Raw genomic sequence first — 22,251 nt, 5'->3', positions numbered from 1 at the left:
TTGGGAAGCGCGGTGCGCTGCGATGCGCCCCATGCATCAGGTCAGAAAGCTACGTTTCTTAAGCCACGCTTCGTACCATGTCGGCCATGCTTCGGTGAGAGTTCCGTGCTTGCCCATGCCAAAGCCGTGACCGCCGGACGCGATTGGATGAAACTCGACATCCGCGCCGGCCTTTTCGCAGGCCTGCTGCATGATACGGCTGTTGGCCGGATCGGAAATGCGATCGTCATCGGCCTGCGTCAGGAAAATCGGCGGGCAATCCTTGCCCACATGGCTTTCCACCGACCATTGCCGCGTTGCCGCATCCGTCGGATGTCTGCCGACAAGCGATTTGCGGGTCGAGGTATCGTCATAGGGAGTCGATAGCGTGATGACCGGGTAGATCAGCGCTGCGATATCCGGCCGGGCTGATTGCCTGTCGATATCATCGAGGGCATCGTAAGATGAGAAGGCGGAGCGGGCCGCAGTCAGGCCCATCAGGTGGCCGCCCGCAGAAAAGCCAAGCGCGCCGATCTTGTAAGTATCGATCTGCCATTGCGAAGCGCGGGCGCGGATGAGCCTGATGGCACGCTGTGCATCCTGAAGCGGGGCAAGCGGACCGGCGACCCAGCCTTCGATCGGCAGGCGATAGGTGAGGACGAAGGCGTGGATACCCCTTGCGGCAAGCCAGCGTGCTGCAGGATAGGATTCCTTGCCTTCTTCGATGCGTTTATATCCACCGCCACCCGCGATAATGATGGCGGAACCGTTTGGTTCATCGGGCGCGAATATTTCGAGGCTCGGCAGGCTGATATTGCTGACCGCGCCTTTCCTGCTGATCTCCAGAGCGCCACCCGGACCGCTGCCGCCGGGAGGTGGGCCGGGCCAGAGAGGTATTTGCAGCCGCCTGTCCCGGGCCAAGACATCTGGGATTTTCAAGGCCACTGCGAAAAGCGCGCCGCCCAGCAGGAGATTGCGGCGGCATATCATGGCGTCATCCTCATCGCGCTTGGGGTTTCGGCATTTGCGCCGGAGACCGGTTCACAAGGACGATCTTCAAAACGGCAGGTGGGGTCAATACCGGACCATCGCAGACTGTCCAGCTTGGAGCCTGTCCTTATCCATCCGGCAATAAAAAACGGGCCCGAAGGCCCGTTCCAATTCCAGCGATAAATCCCGATCGGCTTACTTCGGCCCGATCATGTTTTCCGGGCGCACATACTGGTCGAATTCCTCGTTGGTGAGGTATCCGCCGCCGACGGCCTCGTCGCGAAGGGTCGTGCCGTTCTTGTGTGCGGTCTTGGCGATCTTGGCGCAGATGTCGTAGCCGAGCTTGCTGTTGAGCGCAGTCACCAGCATCAGCGAGTTTTCGACGCCCTTCTTGATATTGTCTTCGCGTGCCTCGATACCGACGACGCAATTGTCGGTGAAGGAGACGGCGGCATCGCCGAGAAGCTGGACCGACTGCAGGAAGTTGTAGGCCATCATCGGGTTATAGACGTTCAGCTCGAAGTGGCCCTGCGAACCGGCAAAGGAGAGGGCTGCATTGTTGCCGAAGATATGGGCGCAAACCTGGGTCAGCGCTTCCGACTGGGTGGGGTTGACCTTGCCCGGCATGATCGACGAGCCGGGTTCGTTTTCCGGCAGCGAGAGCTCGCCGAGGCCGGCGCGCGGGCCGGAGCCGAGGAAGCGGATGTCGTTGGCGATCTTGAACAGCGCTGCGGCTGCGGCGTTGATCGCGCCATGCGAGAAGACCATGGAATCGTGCGAGGCGAGCGCCTCGAACTTGTTCGGCGCGGTCACGAAGGGCAGGCCGGTGATCTTGGAGATCTCATCGGCAACTTTTTCAGCGAAACCAATGGGGGCGTTGAGGCCCGTGCCAACAGCCGTGCCGCCCTGGGCGAGCTTGGAAAGTGCGGGCAGGGTGAGTTCGATATTGGCGATGGCCGAGGCGACCTGCGCGGCATAGCCGGAAAATTCCTGGCCGAGCGTCAGCGGCGTGGCATCCTGGGTGTGGGTGCGGCCGATCTTGATGATCTTTTCGAACTGCTTGACCTTGGCTTCCAGCGCCGAGTGCAGGTGCTTGAGGGCCGGCAGCAGGTGGTGAACGATCTCTTCCACGCAGGCGATGTGCATCGCCGTCGGATAGGTGTCGTTCGAGGACTGGCTCATATTGACGTGGTCATTGGGGTGAACCGGCTTCTTGGTGCCCATTTCGCCGCCGAGCATTTCGATCGCGCGGTTGGAAATCACCTCATTGGCATTCATGTTGGATTGCGTGCCGGAGCCGGTCTGCCAGACGACCAGCGGGAAATGTTCTGTCAGCTTGCCGTCGATGACTTCCTGAGCAGCCGCGATGATGGCGTCGCCGACCTTGGGGTCGAGGCCGGCAAGAGCCATATTGGCGCGGGCCGCTGCCTGCTTGACGATGCCGAGCGCGCGAACGACAGAGGCGGGCTGTTTTTCCCAGCCGATCTTGAAGTTGCCGAGCGAGCGCTGCGCCTGCGCGCCCCAGTAGCGATCGGCCTGAACTTCAATAGGGCCAAATGTATCGGTTTCCGTCCGTGTGGCTGTCATCAATCTTGCCTTTTTACTCGTGTTCCTCCGCCAAAACGGCGCCTTCGCCCGCCTTGCGCGGCCGATATATAGAATCATCACGCCGGCAATGAAAGCACTGCAATGCGGCAGAGGCAGATATTTCCCGCCGCGCAAAAGCGATTTTACCGTGTGGCGTGGTGCGCGGAGAAAAAGGCGTCGGCGTGTCATTTTTACTACGACGTGAAATGGCCGGAAAACCGGGCTTTACCGGGGGCGCTGACGGTTTGTTGGGGCAGGGTAAAGTGAATGAAATAAATAGAAATTTAACCATTCTCGCCAATTCTGGAAATTACGTTTTTATGGCTTTGGCTGTATCATAAGGTTCATTTCGGCACGGTTGTGGGCTTTGGGCGTTTTCTTTTCAACGGGCCGGCGATCGGCTAGACAGGCATGAAACTGATGCCCGCCCTTTGCTGGCGGTGCTGGGTGCTACGAGGATCAAATTGCAAGTCACATCTGGAAAATCATCCGCAGCGCTGGTGCTGGCTCTCGGTCTTTCCGTTTCCACCGCTCTTCCCGGCAGCGCCGGGGCGGTTACGCTGATGGACCTCCTGCGCGGCGGCCCCGGCAAGATCGCGCGTGATCGCGGTGAATTGCCGCCGGCCGGCATCGTCACCTCGCCCTCGACCTCCGGGGCTGGCGCGGGACAGAGTGCGGACGCGTCCGATCCCGAGCCCTTGCCGCGCGTTTCCGGCCCGCGCTATTACGACTACAAGGCGGATGCGGCGCGTGCGGTGAACACGGCGAATTTCGGCGAAGGTCTCGCCAATCTGAAATTCAGCGCCACGCCAGAGATCGCCAAGGCGCTAGAAGCCTATTATGGCGCCGGCGGCAAGACGCTGTGGGTTTCGGAAGGTGAGCTCACCGAGCGCGCCAATGCCGTCATCGCCTTTTTCGAGACGGTGGGCGAAAGCGGCCTCGATCCGGCCGATTACAGCATTTCCGCACCGGCAAGGGACGTGACCGCCAGCATCAGCAGCAATGCTGCAGGCACGACTGCAACCGGCACGCCGGTCGAAACGGCCTCGGCGCCCGTATCCGACGCCTATCAGCGGGCGCAGATGCAGTTCGAGCTGGCGCTCTCCGCCAAGGTTCTTGCCTATGTGCAGGATACGACCCGTGGCCGTGTCGATCCGAACCGGCTTTCCGGCTACCATGATTTCAAGCGCAAGACGGTGAACCTCGCACCTGTGCTGAAGCTTGCGGGCCTCAGCCCCGATGTCGCCGCCTATCTGCGCAGCCGCGAACCGTCGAGCGCTGAATATCTGGCGTTGAAGTCCGAACTTGCCCGCCTGCGCGGCGAGGGTGATGCGGCGCATGTCGTGCGCGTTCCCGCCGATCTGGTGCTGAAGCCCGGCAACAGCAGCGCGGATATGGCCAATGTCGTGAAGGCCATCGAACATCGCGCTTCGCCCGCCTTCAAGGCCGAACATGCGGCGATCATTTCCGCCTATCAGCAGACGCCGGATTATACGCCTGATCTCGTCGATCTGGTGAAGGCGTTCCAGAGCGAAAACGGCTTGAAGCCGGATGGCGTCATCGGCCGCGCGACCGTGCGCGCCATGGTCGGCGAAAGCAATGACGCCAAGATCGTCAAGGTGCAGGTGGCCATGGAGCAGGTCCGCTGGCTGCCGGCCGATCTCGGCCAGCGTTACGTCTTCATCAACCAGCCCGCTTTCATGGCCTATTACCACAATGACGGCCTGGAACAGTTCGGCATGAAGGTGGTGGTCGGCTCGAAGGCCAACCAGACCTATTTCTTCCAGGATGAGATCCAGACCGTCGAGTTCAATCCCTATTGGGGGGTGCCGCAGTCGATCATCGTTAATGAGATGCTGCCGAAGCTGCGTCGTGATCCGTCCTATCTCGACCGTCTGGGTTACGAAGTGCAGGTGGGCGGCCGTGCCGTTTCTTCCACCAGCGTCAACTGGTACGGCTCCACCAACGCGATTTCCGTGCGTCAGCCGCCGAGCAGCGACAATGCGCTGGGCGACCTGAAGATCCTCTTCCCGAACGCACATGCCATCTACATGCATGACACGCCGGCCAAGAGCTTCTTCAACCGCGACATGCGGGCGCTGAGCCATGGCTGTATCCGCCTGGTCGATCCGCGCCGCATGGCGGCCGCGGTTCTGGGCACCAGCGTCGACAAGGTTGGCGAGCAGATCGCATCCGGCAAGAACCGGGCCGTGCAGGTGCCGGAGAAGGTTCCTGTCTATGTGGCCTATTTCACCGCATGGCCGGACAAGGACGGCAAGGTCCAATTCTTCGACGATGTCTATGATCGCGACAGCTATGTGCAGAAGGCCTTCGCCGTAACGACGAAGGCGCGGGCCGCGTCGATCTGATCAAGACCAGATTTGAGAAAAAGAAAGCGCCGGAGACGGCGCTTTTTTGTTTCTGCGATCATCGGTCAGTCTTTTGGCTATGATGCAGTAAAAAGCGTGAATCCCAGTTGGCCATCTGTATCGAGCGTATTTGCGTGCCGCAGTGCATCCTCCAGCAATGATTTGCGGATGAGGAGTTCGTAAAAGAACAGATGAACGAAAAGCGGCGTCGCCGCGCCGTCGGGATAACCGGGCGAGGCGATGTAGGCTCTTGCACCACCTTCCATGAAGGCTTTGGCGAAAGCCTGCGAGCCCGTACAGCAGGCGGTACTGAAAACGACTGTGTCCCGCAGGTCGATGTCTCCCGAAAGAATATCGGCGCACATGCTGCCGTCTTTCAACCCGATCCGGGTCACCTCCGTATCAAACTCGCCGACGACAAGGCCGTTTTCATCACCATGGCCGCTGATGATGAGATAGGGCGGCGGCTGATCGGGTTGTTTCAGGCAGGCCAGAATATCTTCCGGCGTGCCGGGGAGATAGAGCCTCACCGATGCGCCGAGACTTTCCAGCATCGCCCTCAAAAGCAGGGCCTCGCCGGAATCGCCAACGGCGACGATGCCGACAGCGGTGCGTGGGAAAAAGAAATTGCGATCGACCATGGCGAGCCTACCGGTAGCGGTTGATTTACGCTGCCGCGTTGCGCCCTGTCAGCAGCCTTCTGACCAGATCGGGCGTCAGCGCTGCGAAATCATCGATCACGACATCCGGTTCGAGTTCGGCCATCGGCACATCCGTATAACCGAAGGTAACGCCGATCGAGGGCACGGTGGCGTTCTTGGCGGCGAGAATGTCGTTGATGCTGTCACCCACCATGATCGTGCGCTGCGGGTCGCCGCCGGCCCTTTCGATGGTGCCGAGAATATGGCGGGCATCCGGCTTGCGGAAGGAAAAGGTGTCGCCGCAGGTGATGGCGGCAAAATATCGGGTGAGATCGAGTTTTTCGAGCAGCGGCAGAGCGAGGATTTCGGTCTTGTTGGTGCAGACTGCGAGTGTGATACCGGCTGCCGAGAGCGCATCCAGCACGCCGACGATGCCGGGGTAGGGGCGGCTCTCGCCGGGCATTTCGGCGCGGTAATGGGTGATGAAACGCTCATAGAGGGGTTCGATCTCGGCCTCCGGCAATTCCGTTTCGCGCAGCGCGAAGGCGCGCTTGATCATCACTCGCGCGCCTTGGCCGACGAGATGCGTCAGGTCGTCATAGGTGACGGGCGCAAGACCGGCTGCGGCGATGGTGTGATTGAGGCTAGAGACGAGGTCGGCGGCGGTATCGACCAGCGTGCCGTCGAGGTCGAAAATGGCGAGCGGGGAGAGCGGGCGGGATGTCACGGGAACTGGCCTCTTGGAGAATGCTTTTGGCGTTGGTATCGGTGCGTTCGTTGCGGCCAAGCCTAGGCAAACGGCTTTTGCTTTGCAACCGCGTCACAACGTTCTGTTCGTTGCCTTGAAAAAGGCTTTCGTTTGGCTTTCGACCCGTGTAAACAGCACGGCGACGACAAAGCTACCGGAGTTTCAGGCACATGGATGCCCGCCAGATGAAGATCAAGGCCGCCGAGGCCGCATTGTCCCACGTTCAGGACGGCATGCGGCTTGGTATCGGCACGGGTTCGACGGCCGAGGAATTTGTCCGGCTTCTGGCCGAAAAGGTCGCAGCCGGCCTCAAGGTCGAGGGCGTTCCGACATCCGAGCGTACCGCGCGCCTGTGCGTCGAGCTTGGCGTGCCGTTGAAATCCCTCGATGAATTGCCGGAGCTTGATCTGACCATCGATGGCGCCGACGAGGTCGATCATGCGCTGCGTCTCGTCAAGGGCGGCGGCGGCGCGCTTCTGCGCGAAAAGATCGTGGCTGCGGCATCCGCCCGCGTGATCGTCATCGCCGACCAGAGCAAGGTCGTCGAGACGCTTGGCGCCTTTCCGCTTCCCATCGAAATCAACCCGTTCGGCCAGGTGGCAACGCGCATCGCCATCGAAAAACTGGCGGCGCGATCAGGCCTTTCGGGCGCGTTGACGATGCGCTCGTCCGGTGATGGCGCCTTCATGACCGACGGTGGACACCTCATCCTTGACGCATCTTTTGGCCGTATTCCTGATGCAGAAGCGCTAGCACGCGAGCTGAACACGATTCCCGGTGTCGTCGAGCACGGACTTTTCATAAATTTGGCATCGCTTGCCATTATCGCGGGTCCTGAAGGCGCCCGCGTGATGCAGGCAGTATAACAGGAGCGAGATTTTCATGGTCAAACTAGCGGGACTGGGCAAAGCTGCCGCTGCTTCGATCCTCATTTCCGGCATCGTGTTCGGTACTGCCGCACGCGCTCAGGAAATTTCGGAAGCGCATATCGCTGCCGCACGGCAGGCTATCACCTCTCTTGGCGTCACCGACCGTTTCGACGACATCCTGCCTGGACTGGCGGAGCGTCTGAAGGCCGAACTCATTCAGGCCTCGCCGAATGTGCAGGACGCGATCACCGAGACCGTTGACGCGAAGGCGCTTGAGCTTGCGCCGCGCCGCGCCGATCTGGAGCGCGAAGCTGCGCTGACCTATGCGCGCGCTTTCACCGTTGAAGAGTTGAACGCCATTTCCACCTTCTACAGCAGCGAAGCCGGCAAGAAGCTCCTGAAGGACGGCCCGATCGCCACGCGCGAACTGATGAAGGCCGCCGACATCTGGGCCGCCGGCATCAACCGTGACCTGAACGCCTCCAGCATGTCGGAACTGCAGAAAGTCGCCGGCGCCGATCTGAAGCCGCTTCCGGCCGATCAGAACGCCACGGGCGGCGCTCCGGCAGCTCCCAAGCCCTGATTGAAGAGACAGTTCAGAAATATTCAAAGCCCGGTTGCAAGACCGGGCTTTTCATTTGTGCGTCGCAGCACCTATATGTGCCGTGAATGCGCCGCCACCCGTCTCGAGGCTGAGGACGGCGGTTTTGATCAGGGGTTTTGACTATGACAGCTTATGACTACGATCTCTTCGTCATCGGTGGCGGTTCTGGCGGCGTGCGCAGCGGCCGTGTAGCGGCCTCGCTCGGCAAGCGCGTGGCAATCGCCGAGGAATACCGCTATGGCGGCACCTGCGTCATCCGCGGCTGCGTGCCGAAGAAGCTGTTCGTCTACGCCTCGCAATTCCCGGAACATTTCGAGGACTCGGAAGGATTTGGCTGGAGCGTCGGCGAACGCAGCTTCGACTGGAAGAAGCTGATCGCGGCGAAGGACAAGGAAATCACCCGTCTCGAAGGGCTCTACCGCAAGGGTCTTGAAAACGCCAAGGCGGACATTTTCGACAGCCGGGCGGAACTGGTTGACGCCCACACCGTGAAGCTCACGAAAACCGGCCAGACGTTCACGGCCGAGCGTATCGTGATCGCCGTCGGCGGCACGCCGAACGAGCACAAGGCGCTGCCCGGCCATGAGCTAACGATCTCGTCCAACGAGGCTTTCGATCTGGAAGAGCTGCCGAAATCGATCCTGATCGCCGGCGGCGGTTACATCGCCGTGGAATTCGCCAATATCTTCCACGGGCTTGGTGTCGAAACGACACTGATCTATCGCGGTAAGGAAATCCTCTCGCGGTTCGATCACGACATGCGCAAGGGCCTGCATGAGGCGATGGAGGCCAAGGGCATCCGCATCATTCTGGAAGACATCATCGAGGACGTCAGCAAGGATGGCGCCGGTGGCTTCGTGGCGCGCACGAAGCAGGGCAGCTCGCTGCATGTCGGCCTGGTGATGCTGGCGCTTGGCCGCGATCCGAACACCAAGGGCCTTGGCCTCGAAAATGCCGGGGTTAAACTCGATGCGCGGGGCGCGATCATCGTCGATGATTACTCGCGTACGAACGTGCCGAACATCTTCGCGCTGGGTGACGTCACCGACCGGGTACAGCTGACGCCGGTGGCGATCCACGAGGCCATGTGCTTCATCGAAACCGAATACAAGAACAACCCGACCAAGCCGGATCACGAACTGATCGCGACGGCGGTGTTTTCGCAGCCCGAAATCGGCACGGTCGGTCTTTCGGAAGAGGAAGCCGGCAGGAAATATCCGGAACTGGAGGTCTATCGCGCCCAGTTCCGCCCGATGAAGGCGACGTTATCCGGCCGTCAGGAAAAGACGATCATGAAGCTGATCGTCAATGCTGCCGACCGCAAGGTTGTCGGCGTCCATATTCTCGGCCATGAGGCGGGTGAGATGGCGCAGCTTCTCGGCATCACGCTGAAAGCCGGCTGCACCAAGGATGATTTCGACCGCACCATGGCGGTTCATCCGACGGCGTCCGAGGAACTGGTGACGATGTATTCGCCGAGCTACCGCGTGGTGAACGGCGAAAAGGTCTAGTCACCCCCCCCCCCCACTTCGGCACATCGGTGATTTTCGCCCGCTTATCACCGACGCCCGCTGAACAGGTCCTCGTTGCTCTTTAAAAGGGCAACAAGACGGTCTATGGCGAGCCGCATTTCCGCGGCATGCCGGTCGTCATCGTTGACGACGATCCACAGCGGATGGGATAATTCTTCGATCGCCCCGCCATCGCGGACAAGGCCGGGCAGGGCATCGCCAACGAAACACGGCAGGACGCCTTTTCCCGCGCCGCCCTGGATAAGGCCCGGTAAAAGTGAGGGCGCGTTCGTCCAGGTGTGGATAAGCGGTTCCCGATGACGAAATACCCATTTCTCCGCGTCGGACGCCGCCACCTCGGTTCCAATTGAAATCCATTGCGTGAACTCTTCGCCTGAACTGTCCTGCGGGCGATAGGCGCAATAGGCGACGTCGACCGATTTGCGCACGGCAAAATTTCCGGTGGCTGGCTTGTCGTGCCTTATCGAAATCAGGCCGCGCCGATAGGTCAGCTCGTCTTCGTTCTCGCATTGTTTGCAGCACAGCCGAAAAGCGTCGGATGGGCCCCGGATGGCTGCCGTATTGGCGGCTATGAAGCCCGCAATCCAGATGTCGCTCGATATCGAAACAATCGGCAGCGAGAAGGCCTCACCGTGCCATTGCGCGATCTCTGCCGCGCTCTGTCGCATGATCAGAACCTTTTCGAGGAGGACCTCACCATCCGGGGCGAGCCTGTATCCGTTCTGGCTTCGAATAAAGAGCGTTCTTCCGATCTTGCGTTCCAAAAGGAGCATTTTCCGGCCAATTGTTGGCGCGCTGAGCCCGGCCCTGCCTGCAGCACCAGCCAAACCTCCCTCTGTCGCAACAATGTCGAAAAGCTTTAGTTCGTCCCAGTCTACTTCCTTCACGGCATCTTCTCCAAATCACCGCAGCACCCTATGCGCATCAGGGGCCGCATTCTCCGTTTTTATATGAAACGGGTCTTTCAAACGTGCACCTATGCTCTCTCCCGCCGGGTCCGCTTAACTCGTCTCCACACCAAGGAGACAGAGATGTTACCGGAAACCATGTTCCTGATGGAAAAGATGAGGCGCACTGAAGTACTGCGCAGGCAAGGCGGGAGTGATGATGAGTGGGAGACATGGCCGTCCTCTGCCATGGACCGACTGGCAGTCTTTCTCTTCCATCTGCCTCTTTGCCTGCGCCACTATATCCGCGCAAAATGGGGAATTTCTTGATTGCTTGGGAACAGGCGGACACCATCTTGTGATATTTTAATCGTTTGAAACGATTTTTCTTCGTCGGACGGCATCAAAAGGGCCGGAAAGGGAGGTGCGGGGGCGCGGGTGTCTATGCAAACTCGGCGCTTGGAGCTATAAGCCGCTCAATTTTTCGAGGCGGTCGCGCGGCAGTCGCGCGGGCGAGAAAAGGGTAAGAACATGGCACAGAATTGGACCCCCGGCAGCTGGCGGCAGAAGCCAATCCAGCAGGTTCCCGAATATCCTGACGCGGCGGCGCTTGCGGCGACGGAAGCCACGCTTGCGACCTATCCGCCGCTGGTTTTTGCCGGTGAAGCCCGTCGCCTGAAAAAGCAGCTTGCCAATGTGGCCGAAGGCAACGCCTTCCTGCTGCAGGGCGGCGATTGCGCCGAAAGCTTCCTTGAGCATGGCGCGGACAATATCCGCGACTTCTTCCGCGCTTTCCTGCAGATGGCCGTCGTCCTGACCTATGGCGCGCAGCTGCCCGTTGTGAAGGTAGGACGCATTGCTGGCCAGTTCGCCAAGCCGCGCTCTTCCAACGTGGAAGTGCAGGATGGCGTTTCCCTGCCGTCCTACCGTGGTGACATCATCAACGGTATCGAATTCAACGAGGCCTCGCGCATTCCGAACCCGGAGCGTCAGCTCGACGCGTACCGCCAGTCGGCGGCGACGCTGAACCTGCTGCGCGCTTTCGCGATGGGCGGTTATGCCAACCTCGAAAACGTTCACCAGTGGATGCTCGGCTTCATCAAGGACAGCCCGCAGGCGGACCGTTATCGCAAGCTGGCCGACCGCATCTCCGAAACCATGGATTTCATGAAGGCGATCGGCATTTCGGCGGACAGCAATCCGAGCCTGCGCGAAACCGATTTCTTCACCAGCCATGAAGCGCTGCTGCTCGGTTACGAAGAGGCGTTGACCCGCGTCGATTCCACCTCCGGCGACTGGTACGCCACGTCGGGCCACATGATCTGGATCGGCGACCGCACACGCCAGCTCGACCATGCGCATGTGGAATATTTCCGCGGCATCAAGAACCCGATCGGTTTGAAATGCGGTCCGTCGCTGACGCCCGATAACCTGATCGAGCTGATCGATGCGCTGAACCCGGCGAACGAGGCCGGCCGCCTGACGCTGATTTGCCGCTTCGGCCATGACAAGGTGGCGGACAGCCTGCCGAAGCTCATCCGGGCGGTGGAGAAGGAAGGCCGCAAGGTCGTCTGGTCCTGCGATCCGATGCACGGCAACACGATCACGCTCAACCACTACAAGACGCGTCCGTTCGAGCGGATCCTGTCGGAAGTCGAAAGCTTCTTCCAGATCCACCGCGCCGAAGGCACGCATCCGGGCGGCATCCATATCGAGATGACCGGCAAGGACGTGACGGAATGCACGGGCGGCGCGCGCGCCGTGACGGCGGATTCGCTGTCGGACCGTTACCACACCCATTGCGACCCGCGCCTCAACGCCGATCAGGCGCTGGAGCTGGCGTTCCTGCTGTCCGAGCGCATGAAAAGCGGCCGCGATGAGAAGCGTCTGGCGATTGCCAACGCCTGATCTGACGACATAAACAAAAAAGCCGCCGGGAGACCTTCCGGCGGCTTTTTCGTGCGCGGTGCTGGACTATTGCACCAGCGCCGGCTGCTGGCAGCGGACATCCGTGACCCGCACATCGGCTTCGCCGATCTTGACGCCGAGAACCAGCAGCACGTTGTAAAGCAGCTGATCGACGGGTGCTGTGACCACCGCAAGCGTGTTGGCAAGCGCCGCCTGAATGCCTGCGAGGCCTCCCAGATCAAGGTTGAGGAAGAGAAGCCTGATATCCAGATTGAGGTTCTTCAGCAGTGAACTGACAAGAGTGGTAACGGTGTCCTTGGTGGAGACACTCTTGATCTTGGCCTGGGTGATATCGGACTGCGTGAAGGTCAGCTTGGTCTTGGTCATATTGGTGGCGTTGATGAGGGCGCTGCCATTGATGGCGAGCAGCGCCGAATCCACGATTGCCGCCTTGGTGACACGCGGATCCTTGCCGAAATTGGCAAAGGCCGTGGTATCGACATTGCCAAGAGCGATTTCCGCGACGCCGGGAACGACCTCGACATCGACGGTTCCCTGTCCGCCGCCCGTGCAGCGAATATCGGCAAGCCGCGCTTCGGCATGGGCGACTTCCACATAGAGCGGAAGATTGACCTTGAGGCCGGCAATGGCCTGAAGCCCGTCAACCACGACATTGACCGCAAGCCGGGTCTGCGCGGTGCGCACCACGGTGCCCTGACCTCCAACGGCAAGCGACGGCGTTTCGACCGGCGGTTCACCGATGGCAAGCGTTGCCTTGACCGAGGCGAGACCGAGAAGATTGGCGTTGATATTAAGCCCCAGCTGATTGCCGCCATTGCCGGCTACCGCTGCGGCATTGATGAGATCGAAGACACCGGCGGTGACCTTGAGGTTTTCACCCGTACCGATCAGCTTGTCCGAGAACGGGCCGAGATTGAGGATTTCCTCGAGCTTGATCTTGACGTTGCTCTTGTTGACGGTTTTTTGCAGCGTATTCAGAATGTTGACGACCGCCGGCTGCAATCCCGTTGTTTTCGTCAGCACGTCGAGGAATTTGCCGTAGCTGATTTCGGTCTTCAGAACATCCTTGTAGGTGCCGGCGGTGAGGTTGAGATCGATGGCCAGCGCCTCGACGATCTTCAGTGCGTTGACATCGGCGGCGAGAAGCGCCTGATAATCCATCAGCTTCAACGACACCGTGGTGCCGAGCAGGCCGCCGAGAAGGCTGTTGAGAATTCCCTCATCGAGGCTGGCGAGCCGCGATCCCACCGAAAATGCCGCGATCTTCTGGGACGAGGCCGTTCCGACCGCCGAAACCTTTGGCGGCTTGGTGAAGGCGGAGGCGAAGAATATCTGCCCCTGTTCGACGATGTTCACTTTTATCGCATTGGTGGGCAGGGCGTTATCGACAAAACGCTGGCCGACAGGGACCGTCGCATCCGGCTCATAGTGACCCTTGATGACTTCGGCATAACCCTTGCTGCTGGCGAATTCATTCAGGGGATCGAATGGCTGGAGCCCCTTGGCGGTCAAGATGCCCTGGGCCGTCCGGACGCCGAGATCCATGCCGTTGAGGGCAAAATATTGCTGAACCGCTTTTTCGGCATCGGTGGCGTTGGCTGCCGCCGAGATGGCGGCGAGGTCGGCGGTCTGCTGCAATTGCCGTTTCTGCAATGTCAGGTAACCGTAATCGACACCGAGCGCCAATATGCCGATGAAGAGCGGTGCGGTGAGCCCCGCCGAGATGGCGATGTTGCCCGTTTTATCCTTGAGGAAGCGGGGGAGAAGGGAATGGATATCTCGCATGTCATGCTCCTCCGATCCGGATGGTGGAAAAACGCCGGATGACCGGCTCGGGCAGGGTGTAGCTGTAGAGGCTCCAGATCGGCAGGTTACGGGCGTCATATTCGACCTTGACCGTGAACTGGTTGGCATTGGCGGGATCGGTGGCGACGTTGACGGTGAAACGCGTCTTGTCCATGAAGGCGTAGCTGAGATCGCTTTTGCTGACGAAATCGCGGGCAAGCTGCTGGCGTTCGGTGGTGTTCAGTCCGGCAACGGCCGTTCTTGCCGCATCGGCGGCGATCTGCTGCACCGAATAGGCGGCCATCAGATAAATGCCGTAGGCGATCATCGTGAGCAGGACGAGAAAGAATATCGGTGCGACGATGGCGAACTCGACAGCAGACGAGCCGGATCTATCGCGAAAGAAACGCACTCCATTAAACATAAAGCACCCCCGTTCCTTCAGGCATCAAGGTTCGATGCCTTGATTTATTATTTTCGGAAATGCTAATTTATAGGTGTTAATTTTGTGTTGATGCCGCCTCTATGGGTTGCAACTCGCGTTAAACTTTCGCGTTTGCTTCAGATCAGCCGAAGGCCTTTGAAGCTGGCGTGGCCATCCTTGCCGATGATGATATGGTCGTGAACGGCGATGCCGAGCGGCTTTGCCGTATCGATGATGGTTTTGGTCATCTCGATATCCGCTCGCGAAGGGGTGGGGTCGCCACTCGGGTGATTATGTATTAAAATCAAGGCTGTAGAGGATAGCTCAAGCGCGCGCCGCACGATTTCGCGCGGGTAGACCGGCGTGTGGTCCACGGTTCCCTGACCCTGCACCTCGTCGGCGATCAGGACGTTGCGCTTGTCGAGGAAGAGGATGCGGAACTGTTCCCGCGTCTCGTGGGCCATGGCGGCATGGCAATAATCGATGACCGACGACCAGGAGCCGAGAACCTGCTTGTTGCGGATTTCGCTTTTCAGCATGCGCTGGGAAACGGAGGCGACGAGCTTCAGATCAAGCGCCACGGCTTCGCCCACGCCCTTCACTTCCTGCAATAATGCCAAAGGAGCGCCGAGAACGCCGCCAAGGGTTCCGAACCGGGCAAGGAGGGCCTTGGCGATGGGTTTGGTATCGCGCCGCGGAATCAGCCGGAACAGCAGAAGCTCCAGCAACTCGTAATCGGCAAGCGCTGCATCGCCGCCATCGCGGTAACGCGCCCGCAGCCTGTCGCGGTGACCGTGATAATGGGCCGCATCCGTTTCCTGTTCTGCGGTGGCTACGGCCCGCTCGGGTTTCCTGGGCGCATTTCGCGGTTCTGCAAAAAAGCCGCGCTCATCCGCCCCTTCAAACAGATCGCCTTCGCCCGCCTCAAAGCCTGACGTCGTGGAAAGATCGGCGGAAGGCGAGGCGGGGCGTTTTGCCATAGGCGGTCTGGCCTTATGCGGGGGAAAGCGGCGGCAGGCCCGGACGATCAAAACCACCCGGTGACAGCGTGAAGATTTCGCAGCCGGTGGCCGTGACACCAACGGCATGTTCATATTGGGCGGAAAGGGAACGGTCACGCGTCACCGCGGTCCAGCCGTCCGAAAGCACCTTCACATGCGGTTTGCCGAGATTGATCATCGGCTCGATGGTGAAGATCATGCCCTCGCGGATTTCCGGGCCTTCATCGGGGCGGCCGTAGTGCAGGATGTTGGGTGTGTCATGGAACAGGCGTCCGACGCCATGGCCGCAGAAATCACGCACCACGGAGCAGCGTTCCGCTTCCGCATAGGCCTGGATCGCAGCGCCGATCGCGCCGGTGCGTACGCCGGGCTTTACGGCGGCAATACCGCGCAGCAGGCATTCATAGGTCACTTCCATCAGCCGCTCGGCGGCGCGCTTGATCTGGCCGACGGGATACATGCGGCTCGAATCGCCGTGCCAGCCGTCAAGCACATAGGTCACGTCGATATTGACGATATCGCCTTCGCGCAGCGGCTTCTCATCCGGAATGCCGTGGCAGACCACATGGTTGATCGAGGTGCAGACGGATTTCGTATAACCACGATAATTCAGCGTCGCCGGCAGCGCGCCATGGTCGGCGCCGAATTCGAAGACGAAGCGGTCGATGGCGTCAGTCGTCACACCCGGCTTGACGATGGCTGCCAGTTCATCGAGGCAACGCGCCGTCAGCTGGCACGCCTTGCGCATGCCGTCAAAGTCCTCAGGCGTATAAAGGCGGATGACGCCGGTATTCTTGAGGGGGGCGGAGGCTGCTTCGATATAGGTGACCATCTTGGTGCTTTCTGTCTCTTTACGTCCCCGTTCATAAAACAGCCGGACGCCATTCGTCCATCTTAACCGTTCCGCTGACTGAAATTTGTGCCGGGGAGACCGTGCATTTGACCGCATAGGCCTCCACGCCGCGCGCCATCGCCCGCTGAAACGCCAGCGCATAGACGGGATCGAGATCGTCGCAGATGCGCATCCGGTCGCAATCACCGCGCTGGATGAGATAGAGCATCACTGAACGGTAACCAGATTCCGCTGCGTCACCCAATTCCTCCAGATGTTTCGCGCCGCGTTTGGTGGCGGTATCAGGAAATTCGGCGAGGCCTTGCTCGCGCATGAAATGCACGTTCTTCACTTCCACATAGGCGTCCGGCCGGCCGGGTTCGGACAGCAGGAAATCGATGCGGGAATTGCGGCCGTATTTCTGCTCGCGCCGGATCGTCGAATAGCCGCCGAGTTCCGGAATGCGGCCGTTCAGGATCGCTTCTTCCGCCAGCCGGTTCGGCATGCCGGTATTGATGCCGACCACGGTGCCATCGGCCTCGACCATTTCCAGCATGTGACGGTACTTGCGGGTGGGGCTGTCGTGTTCGGAAAGCCAGATGCGGGAGCCCGGGGTCGTCAGCCCGCGCATGGAGCCGGTATTGGGGCAGGAGCCGGTGATCGCCGTGCCGTCTTCCAGAACGGCATCGAAGAGGAAACGCTTGTAGCGGGAGATCAACGTTGCGGGAATAAGCGGGGGTGTGAAGAACATGGGGCCTGAAAGACTAAGAGGTAGCGGGCGTGATCAGGACAGGACATAGATTCCCGGCGCATCGCCGAGCACCGGGCGCTTGCCGTCCCCCGGTTTTCGCGCCTTCACCTTTTCGGCACTCTGGCTTTCGATCCAGTTCTGCCAGTGCACCCACCACGAGCCCTTATGGGCCGTGGCGGCGGCCTGCCAGGCGTCGAAGTCTCCGGCCGGTGACGGTCCCGTCCAATATTGGTATTTCTCAAGCTGCGGCGGGTTGACGACACCGGCGATATGGCCGGAAGCGCCGAGTACGAATTCCACCGGCCCGCCGAACAGCGCAGCGCCCGTGAAGACCGATTTCGCCGGTGCGATATGGTCGTCGCGGGTGGCGAGATCATAGACGGGTATCGTGATATCGCCGAGATTGATGCGCTTGCCGGCAACGCGCATCAGTCCGCGGGCGAGATTGTTCTCGAGATAACAATTGCGCAGATAAAACGAGTGGCTGGCGGCGGTCACCCGGGTCGAATCGGAGTTCCAGTACAGCAGGTCGAAGGGCAGGGGCTCGGCGCCGCGCAGGTAGTTATCGACCACATAGGGCCAGATGAGATCGGAGGCGCGCAGCATGTTGAAGACGGTCGCCATGATCGAACCGTCGAGATAACCGACCGCCTGCATGTGCTTGTCCAGCGCCGCAAGCTGGCCTTCGTCGATGAACACCTTGAGGTCGCCGGCATGGATGAAATCGGTCTGGGCGGCCAGCAGCGTGGCGCTGCGGATGCGCTCATCGCCTTCCTGCGCATGCAGCGCCAGCGCCGAGGACAAAAGCGTGCCGCCGACGCAATAGCCGATGGCGTTGATTTCCTTCTCGCCGGTCCGTTCCTCGATGGTATCAAGCGCAAAATCGATGCCTTCGCGGATGTAATCGTCCCAGCCCTTGTCGGCCAGACGGGCATCCGGATTGATCCAGGAGACCATGAACACGCTGTGGCCCTGCTCAAGGCACCAGCCGACGAAGGATTTCTGCGGGTTGAGATCGAGAATGTAGAATTTGTTGATCCATGGCGGCACGATCAGCAGCGGCCGTTTGAAGGCCTTCTGCGTCGTCGGCGCATAATGGATGATTTCGCAGAGCGGGCTTTTCGCCACGACCTTGCCAGGCGTGACGGCGATATTCTGGCCGATGACGAATTTGCTGTAATCGGTCTGGCGCAGTTTCAGATGGCCATTGCCGGCCGCGACATCCTCCGCCAGCTGCGCCATGCCCTTGACGAGATTGGCGCCGCTGGAGGCGACCGTCTCGCGAAAGACCTGCGGATTGGTGAAGACGAAATTGGCCGGCGAGAGGGCCTCCGTCACCTGGCGCATGTAAAACAGCGCCTTGGTACGGGTATGTTCGTCCAGCCCGTCTGCCTCCGTCACCATCCGGTCGGCAAAACCGACGGTGGTCTGGTAGGCTTTCAGGAGAAAATCGAAGAACGGATTGGCCTGCCAGTCGGCATCGGCAAAACGCCTGCTCCTGCGGACGGCAGGACCGCTTTCGGCGGGTTTTTCAAAAGCCGAATCGGCGTCGTCGGAAAACTGCGCCACCGATTTCGCCCACAGATCGTAATAGCTGGAAAGCAGATGGGTCTGCGCTTCGAGCGAGCGCTTCGGTTCTGCCATCCAGTATTCGGCGACATCGGAGAGCGTCTTGACCAGATCGGTCACGGGATCAGCGCTTGCCTGCGGAATTTCACCGCGTTCGCGCGGCGCCAGCCATTCGGAGGCGGCCTTGCCGAGATTCTCCAGCGCGCGGGCGATATTGATCGCGAAGGTTTCCGGGTCGCGGATCAGGTAGGCCTCGGCGGAAGTAGCGTCGAAACCGGGCGTTTTTCCACCCTTTTTCTCTGCCCCGCCGTCAACACCTGCCATGCGCCATCCTCCACCAAATTTGTGTTTGCACATTCTGCATGAAAACGAATACAAGTTCCACCAGCAAGGGGAGGCCGCAAAGGGCCGAACCGCAGTCGAATTCGATATCGGCGATATCCTTACAGGCGGAACATGACGATGGGCAAGCACATGGGCACATGGGGAACATATGCGGAAAACGCCGCGAGAATCGCTGTCTTTTCGCTCTCCGGCACATTGCTCGTCACCGCGCTTGCAGCCTGCAAGGCCCCGGAGCCGATTGTTGCGCCCGCCCATATGCGCCGTCCCACGACTGAAATCGTCGGTCCGCGCCCCGTCAGCGACAATGCGGTGAGCCAGAAGCGCGATACCGGCACCTATCCGACCTTCTCGCAGCCGCTGACGGCCGCGGGCACCCAGATGGGTGAGGATGAGGCTTCAACCATGGAAGCAAACCTCTCGCGCCTCGGTGCGGCAAGGCGCAACGGCCAGATTTCGGAAGCCGAATACAAGCGCCGGGTGGCCGAGCTGCGGGCGCTTGCCGAAAACCAGAAGCCGGTTGCGACGCCTGCAGCCTCGCAGTGAGATCATGCAGTTTGCGCGGTCTCAGCGACTGGTCAGATTATCTTTGATTGACGAAACATGCACCCAAACGGGGAATTCCCTATGGAGCAAGCGGGTGCGCCCGGTTTCTTCTCCCCGCCGGGGAGAAGTCCGCGGCAGCGGGATGAGGGGGTAAGCTCTCCGCATATCTCTGCGCTTGCCCCTCATCCGACCCTTCGGGCCACCTTCTCCCCGCCGGGGACAAGAAACAAGAGGGGGTGCCGAACTTGCTACAGCGACAATCACGGCTGAAGGTCCTGTCGGCCCGGCAATCATAACCCCTTCTTTACCCTGCCTTTGAACCTTCCGCTTACCCAAGATGTTAAGCGGATGGATGAGGTTTGCCGCTATGATGCAGCCATAACAAACAGGCCGCTGAAAAAGCGAGGCACGGGGTGAAATATCATGAAATGCATCGCCGCTTTGCTGGTTTTTGCCAGTTTTGCGCTCGCACCCGCACAGGCGCGGGCGCCGCACATCAATTTCGGAGCATCCGCGCTTCAGGGGCAATGATCGAAGGGAAAGCCCGTCAGTCGTTGCCGGCGGCTTCGCTCAGCACGTCGAGATCAGGCACCGTGATGTGACGGTTGTTCTCGATGCGGATAATGCCTTCCTTACGCAGTTTGGTCATTTGCCGGCTAACCGTTTCGATGGTGAGTCCAAGGAAATCGGCGATGTCGGCGCGTGAAAGCGGCAGGTCGAAACAGGATTTGTCGTCGTTTTCCGGATCGATATGGGTGGCGATCATATAAAGGAAGCTGGCAACCTTTTCCTGCGCCGATTTGCGACCCAGCGTCAGCATCCAGTCGCGCGCCTCATCCAGTTCCTTCAGGGACTGGTTGTGAAGCTTGCGTTCCATATCGGGTACTTCGGAGACCATGCGGTCGACAACGCGACGGGGAAAGAGACAAATCTCCACATCGGTTGCGGCTTCCGCCGTCATCTTGCTCTCCGCAAGGAACGGACGGCCGAGGAAATCCGGCGCGAATTGCAGGCCGACGATCTGCTGGCGGCCATCCGACATCATTTTCGACAGCTTCACCACACCCTTCAGGATATTGCCATAGGAGGTGACGAGTTCGCCCTGACCGAGAAGCTCGTTGCCGGCTTCCAGTTTTTTGCGGCTGGAATGGCGGTTGAGATCGCAGAGCTGCTGTGGTGTCAGCGTGCTGCAAAGACCGCCGTGACGCGCCTCGCAGGAGCGGCAAACAACGGGCTCTTCCGAATTGTGGATGGTCTTCTGCAGCGTGTCCATAAGCCTTTTCCAATGCTGGCTTTTCGGGACGATTGCGACCGTGGGTATCAAATCCGGTCTCATGCAAGGCTTTCGCCACGTAGCCGTCGTCCCCGCGTCTACTTTAGCAAGAACTTATGGCGCAATTTGATTGAAGTCAAAGTTGCAAACTGTCGCAGCCGTTACTGAAAGAGAGGAAATCGACATTTTCTTGATAAAAGGCAAATCGGGTGATGAATACCGAACTTCTTCACAAATATTCGGGTGCAGTGCCGCGTTACACGAGCTATCCGACCGCGCCGCATTTCCACGAGGGAATCGATAATGGCGCCTATCGCAGCTGGCTCGGCGCGCTTGGCCACAGGAATCGCATATCGCTTTATCTGCATATTCCCTATTGCGACCGGCTGTGCTGGTTCTGCGCCTGCCACACCAAGCACACGCTGAAATACGAGCCGATTGCAGTTTATCTTGAAGCACTTAAGCAGGAGATCGCGGCGGTTGGCGCGCTTGTTTCGCCCGATGCGGTGGTGAGTGCTGTTCATTTCGGCGGTGGTTCGCCCACCATGCTGAAGCCGGAGGACATAAAGAGCCTGATGGACTGTCTGCGGCGTCACTTCACCTTCGGGCTTGCACCTGAAATCAGCGTCGAGATGGACCCCAATGATCTGGACGACAGCCGCTATGACGCGCTTGCCGCCATCGGCATGTCGCGGGCAAGTCTCGGCGTTCAGGACTTCGATGACAAAGTGCAAAAAACCATCAACCGCATCCAGTCTTTCGAACAGACGAAATCGGTCGTGGATGCCGTGCGGGCGAGGGGCGTGCACTCGGTCAACTGCGACATTCTCTATGGGCTGCCGTTCCAGACCTGTGAGACATTGGAAAGGACCGTCAACCAGATCGTGTCGCTCGATCCCGATCGCATCGCGCTTTTCGGTTACGCCCATGTTCCCTGGATGAAAAAACACCAGTCGCTGATCCCCGAACACGCGCTTCCGGATATTGCCGAGCGCTACCGCCAGATGACGATGGCGGGCGAGATGCTGCAACGGGCAGGCTACAAGGCGATCGGCATCGACCACTTCGCCAAGCCGACCGATACATTATGCCGGACCGCAGAAGCCGGCGCGCTGCGGCGGAATTTCCAGGGCTACACGACTGACACCGCCGATGCGCTGATCGGGCTTGGTGCATCCTCGATCGGCAGGCTGCCGCAGGGTTATGTGCAGAACATGGTGGCGACGGGGGAATATCAGCGCATGGCGGGCGAGGGCGGGCTTGCCGTCGTCAAGGGCATTGAACTGTCGGAGGAGGATCATCTGCGCTCGCACGTCATCGAAAGGCTGATGTGCGATTTTTCGATCGATCTTTCGCAATTGCGGCACCGTTTCGGCAAGATGAGCCATTCCGTGAGGGATCAGGCGCAGCTGTTCGCAGCAGGCGACAGGGATGGCGTGGTGCGGCTGGACGCCGATATTTTTGCCGTGACGGAGGCCGGAAAGCCGTTCGTGCGTAACATCGCGGCAATCTTCGACACCTATCTCGGTAACGGACGCGGCCGTCATTCGGTTGCTGTTTAGGCAACAGTTTTTGGGCAAATTACAAAGTTAC

Annotated in this window: 20 protein-coding genes; 8 read left to right on the top strand and 12 right to left on the bottom strand. The window is 59.9% G+C overall.

Going from position 1 to position 22,251, the window contains the following annotated elements:
* Nucleotides 1-36: 36 nt before the first annotated feature.
* A complete protein-coding gene (locus CFB10_RS01895; RefSeq protein ID WP_020012611.1) occupies nucleotides 37-969 on the bottom strand; it encodes an alpha/beta hydrolase in 933 nt (310 codons plus the stop codon).
* Nucleotides 970-1,164: 195 nt separating this feature from the next.
* Nucleotides 1,165-2,556, bottom strand: a complete 1,392-nt coding sequence (gene fumC / locus CFB10_RS01890) for a class II fumarate hydratase (RefSeq protein ID WP_020012610.1) — start codon at nucleotides 2,554-2,556, stop codon at nucleotides 1,165-1,167.
* Nucleotides 2,557-3,056: 500 nt separating this feature from the next.
* Here fumC and CFB10_RS01885 point away from each other — a divergent pair, with 500 nt between their 5' ends.
* Nucleotides 3,057-4,925, top strand: coding sequence for a murein L,D-transpeptidase (locus CFB10_RS01885; protein ID WP_020012609.1), 1,869 nt, complete (start codon nucleotides 3,057-3,059; stop codon nucleotides 4,923-4,925).
* A gap of 77 nt (nucleotides 4,926-5,002) precedes the next feature.
* On the opposite strand, the gene CFB10_RS01880 is transcribed toward CFB10_RS01885, so the two are convergent.
* Both CFB10_RS01880 and CFB10_RS01875 read right to left on the bottom strand, forming a co-directional pair.
* Nucleotides 5,003-5,566, bottom strand: a complete 564-nt coding sequence (locus tag CFB10_RS01880; protein ID WP_020012608.1) for a hypothetical protein — start codon at nucleotides 5,564-5,566, stop codon at nucleotides 5,003-5,005.
* 25 nt (nucleotides 5,567-5,591) lie between these two features.
* Complete coding sequence (locus CFB10_RS01875; protein WP_020012607.1) at nucleotides 5,592-6,293, bottom strand: HAD family hydrolase; 702 nt, start codon at nucleotides 6,291-6,293, stop codon at nucleotides 5,592-5,594.
* A gap of 191 nt (nucleotides 6,294-6,484) precedes the next feature.
* Between CFB10_RS01875 and rpiA the strand changes: the two genes are divergently transcribed.
* The 3 genes from rpiA to gor all read left to right on the top strand — a co-directional run bounded on the left by rpiA (nucleotide 6,485) and on the right by gor (nucleotide 9,298).
* Complete coding sequence (gene rpiA / locus CFB10_RS01870) at nucleotides 6,485-7,180, top strand: ribose-5-phosphate isomerase RpiA (protein ID WP_003502924.1); 696 nt, start codon at nucleotides 6,485-6,487, stop codon at nucleotides 7,178-7,180.
* Nucleotides 7,181-7,196: 16 nt separating this feature from the next.
* The gene (locus tag CFB10_RS01865; protein WP_003524811.1) at nucleotides 7,197-7,766 is read left to right on the top strand and encodes a DUF2059 domain-containing protein; all 570 of its coding nucleotides are present in this window, start codon (nucleotides 7,197-7,199) and stop codon (nucleotides 7,764-7,766) included.
* Between the two features lie 143 nt (nucleotides 7,767-7,909).
* Complete coding sequence (gor, locus tag CFB10_RS01860) at nucleotides 7,910-9,298, top strand: glutathione-disulfide reductase (RefSeq protein WP_020012606.1); 1,389 nt, start codon at nucleotides 7,910-7,912, stop codon at nucleotides 9,296-9,298.
* 47 nt (nucleotides 9,299-9,345) lie between these two features.
* Here the strand turns inward: gor and CFB10_RS01855 are convergent, their stop codons facing one another.
* A complete protein-coding gene (locus CFB10_RS01855; protein ID WP_026364112.1) occupies nucleotides 9,346-10,206 on the bottom strand; it encodes a LysR family transcriptional regulator in 861 nt (286 codons plus the stop codon).
* 144 nt (nucleotides 10,207-10,350) lie between these two features.
* Between CFB10_RS01855 and CFB10_RS01850 the strand changes: the two genes are divergently transcribed.
* Both CFB10_RS01850 and CFB10_RS01845 read left to right on the top strand, forming a co-directional pair.
* The gene (locus CFB10_RS01850; protein ID WP_026364111.1) at nucleotides 10,351-10,536 is read left to right on the top strand and encodes a hypothetical protein; all 186 of its coding nucleotides are present in this window, start codon (nucleotides 10,351-10,353) and stop codon (nucleotides 10,534-10,536) included.
* 201 nt (nucleotides 10,537-10,737) lie between these two features.
* On the top strand, nucleotides 10,738-12,114 hold the full coding sequence (locus CFB10_RS01845; protein ID WP_020012603.1) for a class II 3-deoxy-7-phosphoheptulonate synthase: 1,377 nt from the start codon (nucleotides 10,738-10,740) through the stop codon (nucleotides 12,112-12,114).
* 66 nt (nucleotides 12,115-12,180) lie between these two features.
* Here the strand turns inward: CFB10_RS01845 and CFB10_RS01840 are convergent, their stop codons facing one another.
* The 6 genes from CFB10_RS01840 to CFB10_RS01815 all read right to left on the bottom strand — a co-directional run bounded on the left by CFB10_RS01840 (nucleotide 12,181) and on the right by CFB10_RS01815 (nucleotide 18,821).
* Entirely contained in the window at nucleotides 12,181-13,920 is a 1,740-nt protein-coding gene (locus tag CFB10_RS01840; RefSeq protein WP_020012602.1) for a TadG family pilus assembly protein, read from the bottom strand.
* 1 nt (nucleotide 13,921) lies between these two features.
* Entirely contained in the window at nucleotides 13,922-14,344 is a 423-nt protein-coding gene (locus tag CFB10_RS01835) for a TadE/TadG family type IV pilus assembly protein (protein ID WP_020012601.1), read from the bottom strand.
* 137 nt (nucleotides 14,345-14,481) lie between these two features.
* Nucleotides 14,482-15,324, bottom strand: coding sequence for a DNA repair protein RadC (radC, locus tag CFB10_RS01830; protein ID WP_020012600.1), 843 nt, complete (start codon nucleotides 15,322-15,324; stop codon nucleotides 14,482-14,484).
* 13 nt (nucleotides 15,325-15,337) lie between these two features.
* Nucleotides 15,338-16,177, bottom strand: coding sequence for a type I methionyl aminopeptidase (map, locus tag CFB10_RS01825; protein ID WP_020012599.1), 840 nt, complete (start codon nucleotides 16,175-16,177; stop codon nucleotides 15,338-15,340).
* 31 nt (nucleotides 16,178-16,208) lie between these two features.
* Entirely contained in the window at nucleotides 16,209-16,928 is a 720-nt protein-coding gene (gene sfsA, locus CFB10_RS01820) for a DNA/RNA nuclease SfsA (protein WP_020012598.1), read from the bottom strand.
* A 33-nt stretch (nucleotides 16,929-16,961) separates the two neighbouring features.
* Nucleotides 16,962-18,821, bottom strand: a complete 1,860-nt coding sequence (locus CFB10_RS01815) for an alpha/beta hydrolase (protein WP_020012597.1) — start codon at nucleotides 18,819-18,821, stop codon at nucleotides 16,962-16,964.
* A gap of 138 nt (nucleotides 18,822-18,959) precedes the next feature.
* Here CFB10_RS01815 and CFB10_RS01810 point away from each other — a divergent pair, with 138 nt between their 5' ends.
* Entirely contained in the window at nucleotides 18,960-19,385 is a 426-nt protein-coding gene (locus CFB10_RS01810) for a hypothetical protein (protein ID WP_244559837.1), read from the top strand.
* A 547-nt stretch (nucleotides 19,386-19,932) separates the two neighbouring features.
* On the opposite strand, the gene fnrN is transcribed toward CFB10_RS01810, so the two are convergent.
* A complete protein-coding gene (fnrN, locus tag CFB10_RS01805; RefSeq protein ID WP_003502897.1) occupies nucleotides 19,933-20,658 on the bottom strand; it encodes a transcriptional regulator FnrN in 726 nt (241 codons plus the stop codon).
* Between the two features lie 212 nt (nucleotides 20,659-20,870).
* On the opposite strand from fnrN, the gene hemN reads away from it, so the two are divergent.
* The gene (hemN, locus tag CFB10_RS01800; RefSeq protein ID WP_020012593.1) at nucleotides 20,871-22,220 is read left to right on the top strand and encodes an oxygen-independent coproporphyrinogen III oxidase; all 1,350 of its coding nucleotides are present in this window, start codon (nucleotides 20,871-20,873) and stop codon (nucleotides 22,218-22,220) included.
* Nucleotides 22,221-22,251: the final 31 nt, after the last annotated feature.

The sequence above is a fragment of the Agrobacterium sp. 719_389 genome, from assembly GCF_900188475.1.
GTDB classification, from domain to species: Bacteria; Pseudomonadota; Alphaproteobacteria; order Rhizobiales; family Rhizobiaceae; genus Agrobacterium; species Agrobacterium radiobacter.
Note: the sequence above shows the minus strand (reverse complement) of the source record. Positions and strands in the feature narration are given on the sequence as shown.